This is a genomic window from Stenotrophomonas sp. STEN038, assembly GCF_056759895.1.
The window spans coordinates 1-6,833 of record NZ_JBRRDW010000097.1 but is presented as its reverse complement, the minus strand read 5'-3'; the positions used below and the strand labels follow the sequence as shown (position 1 = coordinate 6,833).

At 58.3% G+C, this 6,833-nt stretch carries 10 protein-coding genes; 1 reads left to right on the top strand and 9 read right to left on the bottom strand.

Features of this window, described 5'->3' with window-relative positions:
• Positions 1-147 precede the first annotated feature (147 nt).
• On the top strand, positions 148-687 hold the full coding sequence (locus tag ACVOLS_RS21110; RefSeq protein WP_481547251.1) for a pseudouridine synthase: 540 nt from the start codon (positions 148-150) through the stop codon (positions 685-687).
• A 357-nt stretch (positions 688-1,044) separates the two neighbouring features.
• Here ACVOLS_RS21110 and ACVOLS_RS21105 read toward each other — a convergent pair whose 3' ends face one another.
• From ACVOLS_RS21105 to ACVOLS_RS21065, 9 genes are all read right to left on the bottom strand, one after another.
• Entirely contained in the window at positions 1,045-1,395 is a 351-nt protein-coding gene (locus ACVOLS_RS21105) for a hypothetical protein (RefSeq protein ID WP_481547250.1), read from the bottom strand.
• A 444-nt stretch (positions 1,396-1,839) separates the two neighbouring features.
• Entirely contained in the window at positions 1,840-2,220 is a 381-nt protein-coding gene (locus ACVOLS_RS21100; protein WP_481547249.1) for a VOC family protein, read from the bottom strand.
• A 186-nt stretch (positions 2,221-2,406) separates the two neighbouring features.
• Positions 2,407-2,913 carry a hypothetical protein gene (locus ACVOLS_RS21095; RefSeq protein WP_481547248.1) on the bottom strand — a complete coding sequence of 169 codons (507 nt, stop codon included), beginning with the start codon at positions 2,911-2,913 and terminating at the stop codon, positions 2,407-2,409.
• 295 nt (positions 2,914-3,208) lie between these two features.
• Positions 3,209-3,535, bottom strand: a complete 327-nt coding sequence (locus ACVOLS_RS21090; RefSeq protein WP_481547247.1) for a hypothetical protein — start codon at positions 3,533-3,535, stop codon at positions 3,209-3,211.
• Between the two features lie 120 nt (positions 3,536-3,655).
• A complete protein-coding gene (locus ACVOLS_RS21085) occupies positions 3,656-3,835 on the bottom strand; it encodes a hypothetical protein (protein WP_481547246.1) in 180 nt (59 codons plus the stop codon).
• Complete coding sequence (locus ACVOLS_RS21080) at positions 3,832-4,596, bottom strand: hypothetical protein (protein ID WP_481547245.1); 765 nt, start codon at positions 4,594-4,596, stop codon at positions 3,832-3,834. Before ACVOLS_RS21080 ends, ACVOLS_RS21085 begins: the two co-directional genes overlap by 4 nt.
• A gap of 185 nt (positions 4,597-4,781) precedes the next feature.
• Positions 4,782-5,123 (bottom strand): ribonuclease E inhibitor RraB, encoded by a 342-nt coding sequence (locus tag ACVOLS_RS21075; protein ID WP_481547252.1) that lies wholly within the window; start codon positions 5,121-5,123, stop codon positions 4,782-4,784.
• 81 nt (positions 5,124-5,204) lie between these two features.
• A complete protein-coding gene (locus ACVOLS_RS21070; protein WP_481547244.1) occupies positions 5,205-5,525 on the bottom strand; it encodes a DUF2004 domain-containing protein in 321 nt (106 codons plus the stop codon).
• 345 nt (positions 5,526-5,870) lie between these two features.
• On the bottom strand, positions 5,871-6,386 hold the full coding sequence (locus tag ACVOLS_RS21065) for a hypothetical protein (RefSeq protein ID WP_481547243.1): 516 nt from the start codon (positions 6,384-6,386) through the stop codon (positions 5,871-5,873).
• Positions 6,387-6,833: the final 447 nt, after the last annotated feature.

The window sequence follows — 6,833 nt, the reverse complement described above, 5'->3', positions numbered from 1 at the left end:
GGGTCTTTTGGGGGGTGTGGGGGGGGTGGTTCAAATTGGGGCGCCCCGGGGGGGGCCCCCCAGGCAACAAAACGGGCCGCGCGCGGTAATCCGGGCGCCCGCAGCCAGCAATGCATCTTCAACCTACTTCCCGAATACCCGTATTACATGCTTATCGCCTTCAATAAACCGTTCAACGTGCTGTGCCAGTTCACGGACCGCAGCCAACCGCCGCGTGCGACCCTGGCCGGTTTCGGTCTGCCGCCGAACGTGTATGCGGCGGGTCGCCTGGACTACGACAGCGAAGGCCTGCTGCTGCTTACCGATGATGGCAACCTCGCCCATCGCCTGACTGACCCACGCCACAAGCAACCAAAAACGTATTGGGTGCAGGTTGAAGGCGTGCCAACCGAAGAGAAGCTGCAGGCGCTGCGTGATGGCGTGCAGCTCAACGATGGACCAACCCTGCCTGCGCGCGTTGAGCTGCTGGCTGCAGCCCCCAGCCTATGGGCGCGGAACCCGCCCGTACGGTTCCGCAAGACCGTGCCGGACAGCTGGCTGGCAATCACCCTGCGCGAAGGTCGCAACCGCCAAGTCCGGCGCATGACCGCTGCGGTAGGCTTGCCGACGCTGCGGCTGGTGCGGGCGGTGATGGGGCCGTACGCCCTGGGTGAACTCCAGCCGGGGCAGTGGCGACAAGTGGATTGAGCTGTGATGACTACGCGTAGCCAGCGTCGCCACGCGGCAAATGGTGCCTGGCCAATGATGGGGCCACGATAGGCGACAAGCGCCGGTTCGGACGCACGTTTGTAGTTATCGGTATCGGGTGCGGTGCCACTCCCACGTCCTTGTCGAGAGTGGCACCGCATTTGAAGTCGAAAGACGCGGTTTCACCTGCCTGGATGCGGCGATCAGGCCAGTCCTGCGATGATCGCCGCATCCAGAAGCTGCATGAGATGTGCAGCCGTCCGTGTGAGAGCTGATCATCGGACAACGCGAAAGCGCCTGCGTCGCTTTGCTGGCCGCTCCCAAGCGACTCAGCCGGTCGCTGCGGCGGTAGTACGACTACCAGATGTCGATCGTAGTCGCGAAGCCTGCCGGGTCATGCGCATGTATCGCGATCTCCGCAGGGATGAAGCTTCTGCCTCGGTAGATGGGCATGGCCGCGTAGCGGCTCAGCTTGCCTGCACGTATCAGTGGCAGCACCGTGGTGTTGTCGATCCTGCGCTTCTGCTCCGCAACCCATATGGGCACAAAAACCATGTTGCCCACATCACAACCACCACCGAGCTCTTCCGGGATCAAATGCAGGATAGCCAGCTCACGTCGTCGCACCGCTGCTTCGCATTTTTCTCGTGTATCGAAATGCCCGAAGTCTGCGTATCCGGTTTTGCGGGGGCGGCGCCCGTCGTGCATGACACTCTCCTGTAGCCTTCTCAACTGGAGCGAGTGCAATGATCGAGGCGACGCAGAAGAGCTGCAGCGATGAAGAGTGCTGCGCCCCGCCGCGATGAAACCCGAAATCAACGCCACCGTCCTTGGAGTTGAGAGCATACGAGGGTTTTGCCATATCGCCTTGTTACCACTGGGCATGAGATGGCGTAGGCGCAGCATGTAAGCGTGCATTGAATGATGGGCGGCGCGAAAAGACGCGCCGCTGCAGTGGCCCATCCGGTTGGAACAGCGGGCCGGCGGGTTGTGTGCCGCAGTACGTTGGCCCTATCTGGGCAGCAAGACACGCTCGAAAGAAGAGCCGCCAAGGTTCGCGGCAGCTGGCAGTCAGCGCGGAGAAGATCCGGGCGTCAGCGAATCGTGGTCGTCATGTCGGCCATGCATGCAAGCAATCGACGATGCTGTTGCCTACTGCCCGGCGGGCGGCTCCCACAGCTCGACCTTGTTGCCTTCAGGATCCATGACCCAGCCGAACTTCCCCTGCTCGGAATGCTGCGGTTCACCCACGACATTGCAGCCCTCGCTGCGCAGTGCCGCGAGCAATGCATCCAGGTTGTCCACGCGGAAATTGATCATGAAGGGCGCAGTGGAAGGCGCCATATAGCCTGTGTCCGCAGCAAATGGGCTCCAGATCGTCGCGCCTGCCGGGCTGTCAGCGCCGCCCCACTGAAACACCGCCCCGCCCCAATCGCTGACATCCAGGCCGAGGTGCTCGCGATACCAGCTGGAAAGCGCCTTTGGATCGTTCGACTTGAAGAAGATGCCGCCAATGCCGGTTACGCGTTTCATGCTGGATCTCCAAGGGTGATCAAGGTGGTGATGGCTGGCATCGAGGGGAAGTTGGCCAACGTCTCATCGGACCGATGCTCAGAATGCTGCAGGAGGGCACGCCGGGTGGTGAAACTAGGGTGTCGTCCCCTCGGACTGGCTAGCCGTAGGTCAGTGAGGCATGCGGTTTACATGAACCAAAGGGACCTATCCGTTGTACGAAAGCACGACAAGCTGCAGTTCTGGTATGACGATGAGCACCTTTTCAGGCCCTTGAGTATAGAAGGATCCGGTAGTACGCGAAGCAGTCTCGATCTGTTCTTGCAGATGCATATCAAGCTCAGCGCATTCCAGGCCCGGCGACAGCAAGGTCTGATCGTCATTGATGAGGGCGGCATCCGGAGTGGGGCGCCACGAGTCAAACGTGTGATACGGATCAGCCGATTTTCGCGAGTGGCTGGTTGCGGGAAAGTAGTTGAGCCCATGCTGCGCGATGCCCTGGGCAGTTCCCGGGTCGATCCGGTACACCGCAGCTCCGCAGCCCTCTCGGAAGCCCGATACGCCTCCGCGTGCGAGTGGATAGCTGATGCCAATCTCCGCGGGGATGATTCGCATGTAGAACGATTCCGTCCAGAGCTTTCCGATTAGCAATAGTGCCGCTACACCAACAATCACCGCTCGCATTTTTCCTGAAAACACGGACATCAGCGCCATCCTGAGTTACATCAGCCCGCGAGCGGGGCTCTGCGTATGTGACCTGCCGGCACCAATGTCACGCGCTGAAGAAGTGCGTTGCAGTTGGCTCCTCCTTGCACCGTCGTACTCCGAGAGACTTTCATTGGCACCGCTTTGGACTGGCAGGAGTGTGGCGTCCTGGAAAACGGGCACTCCGACCGAGGCACCGAAGGACGCAAGCAGGACAAGGAGCACGATGAAGCGCATCATGGCCGCCAGCTCCCGAAGGATGCCGCGCTGCGAAGCGGAATCGGGTGGAGTGAGCTGTCAGGCCTCATAGCTGGATGAACAGCGAAGGTGCGTACGCAGACCAATACAAGGCGATGGTGCCGATGAGGCTGAAAGACAGTGTGAGGATGACACGGGAAACCGTAGGCCTCCACGTAGCGAAGCCGACAAGAAGCAGGCAGATTGCGGGCAACGTCCACCACCATTTGATAGTGCGGAATACAAACTGTGAATAGTTTGATTGAGTGACATTGAAGCTGCTCCATGCGCCAGTGAACGCCTCAATGGCGCCGTGTTGTGCGGCATGGATGAAGTAACCTTGGGCCAAGGCCAGTACCAGTACAATGGCTACGATCAGAATTTTCTTGAGCATGAATTCCAGCTATGGAGTGAGCCGGCCCGCGAAGCCAATCTGGCTTGAATGGACTGCGAGGCGGAAGGAACGGTACTGCACGCATTGGTTGCCCAGCCATTGATGGCAGGGAAGAAGCTATCAACTGGCACCGCTATCGGGCGTAGTTTGTCCTTTGGATTTCAGTGCGATAACCCACGCAGTGATCTCCAGCGCTATGCCAATGCCGCCCAGTAGCCATGCGCCCGTGCTGGATGAAACAACGTAAAGACATAGTGCGGCAAGAAACAAAAGGATTGCGAGCGCATGCAGGATTTTCATTTGGTGACCTGGCCTTTGAGTTGAGCTGGCTCTCGAAGCAAGTGCGGCTTGAATGTACTGCCTGGACCGGCTGCCGTCAGCAGGTGATCCACCAACGTACCAACGGTGCTGGGTCCAAAGGCTTCCCAGAAGGCGGCCCCCAACTTTACGTCCGCGATCTCCTCCAAGGCTCCGATTGCGTCTTTTGTATCCGCGTCATCGACCGCCGCGAACCTGGGGCCGCCTGCAATGACCAACAGCGAATCTCCCGGAAGAAAGTAGGGCGTTGGCCACCGGCAATGCCGGGAAAGAGCAGCGCTAACAGCCCCGGCCAGCGCTTGGCGATCTCCGCTACCCCAGGCATCCATGGAGCTCGAGGTGCGAGATGCCTGGTTGGAGCGAAGAATCTTGAAGAACGACAGGTCGGGACCTACCCATCTCACCCCTATGAAAAAGCGCTTCCAGCGGCCAGTGGGTGGATAGTGAGATGGGTACCGGAGCGGTTCGTCAGGATGCATGGTCAGCAACTCTCCATGGGGATGACCGGAAACAAAAGCTCCTTCCCTCTGGTCGCAATCCATATACGTCTCGCCGAAGAAAAAAGAAGAGCTGTAGTCCGGTAGGTTGCTGGGGAGGGCGGAATTCGATCTGAACGCCGCATTGGCACTATGCCAAGTATTTGGCAAGGATTGCGCCCAGCGCGAGTACTGTTCCCGCAATTGATATGGGGCGAATATGCTTGTGCCATCCATACGCCATAAGGGCGAAACCAGCTGATCCAAGAAGGTTGCGAAGGCTTTGTCCGTAGAAGACGAAATCTACGAGATTGATGGCCGCAAAAAACAAGGAGAAGTACAAGGGAAAATTTTCTGCATGGTAGCCATGCGGGAGAACTCGGTGATATTTACTTTCCTTTAGAGCATGCCTCGGCATAGACAGTGGAACGGTATCGGGCCTGTATCCACTGTCAGGTCGTTGCCGGCCCAACATCCATGCCGTCATAAGTATCAACGCCGAACTTGTCAGCAAGCGCATAGAGCTCTTGATTTCTTTGGTGCAGCGAGAGGACTGAGTGTGGTTCCAGCTTTTCCACGTGTAGGAAATAGTATTCCTCCTCGCCTTCGTCGAGCTCTGGAATGAACATTTCAACAAAGCGATAGCCTTGCTGATCAAGCTCGCTGGCGAGTGCGCGCAGCTTGTCGGCCGAGGCGTCAGTGAAGAAGTAGCCCCAAAGCATGGGGCCATCGATGTTCCAGTCCGTTGATTTCTGGATGTTCGAGAACATGGTTTCCAGACTTGCGATATCAATCATGCAAACACCTGACTCCATAAGGACGCCGAACCGCATATCGGGTTCGGCCTGGATGAACTGTTCGGGAAGAACTGTTGATCAACTCTCCATCGAGATGCCATCGATGTTACCGCTCTCATCGAAATGCACGGAAATGACGTAATTGGTAACGTTATCGGGGAGCGTAAAGTTGAAGTTCTCAATGTCATCTTCACCCCAGGATGAGCGAAGTACCAGAACGCCAAGCACGGAAGATGCCTTGGGAGTCTCTGACTTGAGGTGTTGCTGCCAATAGGTTCCAGGGAGCTCAGCCAGGTGATGCTCAATGAAAAGAGTGACGCTGTCCTCTCCGGCCTCGGTACCGAAAGCCTGCTCGATTGCATCACGCGCCAGTTTTTCTCGTTCCAGGGCTGCTGACATTGTCTCTCCTTGATTGTCCAATTCCTATCCAGCGGTGTTGGTTACCAGCCGAGTGCACGGCCAGCACTGCTCTGCTTGGGCAATCTGGCACGTGCCGATGATGCCACGCGGCAGGGAGGAGTTCACCGGGGAAGGCTTGCCGAGCGTCGCAGGCAGAGCGCGATGCAAGGATCGCGGCAGTGTAGTGAGACATAAGGCCCAGGGCTAACCCTGGCGTCGCCTGGTGCCCGGAGCCGCTGGGCAGCCAGTCGACCTTGTTGCGAAAGAAGAATGGACAGGCGGGACAATATTGTCGGCGGACCCTGGAGCGATGTGGCGGCAAGGAGCGTCAGCTTGAAGGACGCACTACGACCCATCCGGCCGAATAGGCTCGCGGGCACCGGTTCCGGGATTGAACGCAAGCTTGTTCCCATTGACCAGTTCCACCACGAACTGGTTGGTGCTGTTGAAGCCGACGTTGTGCACCCAGGCAAGGTGGGACACGGTGCGCAGGAGTTGCGACTTGTGTCGGTAGAGCTGGTCAAGCTTGATGGTGCGAACAAGTCGGTTGCGGTTGTAGAAGAACAGAACGGGTTCGTCCAGCGTCACCTCTACCGGAACGAGGTTCATGCCGCTGTAGCCAACGACCACTGACTCTCCTGCATCTGAGAGGAACAGCCAGCGATGCCATCCGGCTATCTGCCAGGAGTCCTGTCCTGAGACCTGCACAAGCACAAGCGTTGTGTTGCTCACCGGGTCGGACGTGGCGCAGAGCTTTCGGGTAGCGAAGCAGGTTGTGAATCTTTTTTGCGCAGGCAGTGGCGTATCAGCAAGCGCTGGGCTTGTGAGAAGAGCAGCGATGAGTACGATGGAGCGCTTCATGACGCGTAACTCTTGGGCTGGACCGAGCCATGAAGCGGGTCGACTTCAACGAAAGGTCAGGCCGCGGGCGAACCTGTCATCGAATGTTCTTGGGACTAGGCGACCCATTACGTGCAACTCTCTCGCCGCACGTCGGGCAGCACCAGCCTCCCAACAGGGCTTCACGCATGCTGGATGGCTTTCGGAACCTTGGCAAAGGCGCTTCGCACTTTGGACACGACTTGCGGGGAAGCAAAAGTGCCAGAAGAAGCACTGCCACCCCGCCAGAGATGCCTGCAATCAGTATAGGTGTCAGCAGTGTGTCCATAGGACTCCTTTGCGCGCGAAACTCGGGAGTGGAGTTCCCAGGATTTAGTGGACACCTGACCGAGGGTGGCGATGCGCTGCCTCGAACTCGTCAGGACTGACCCCGCCTAGATGGCTGTGGCGGCGTGTTGGATTGTAAAA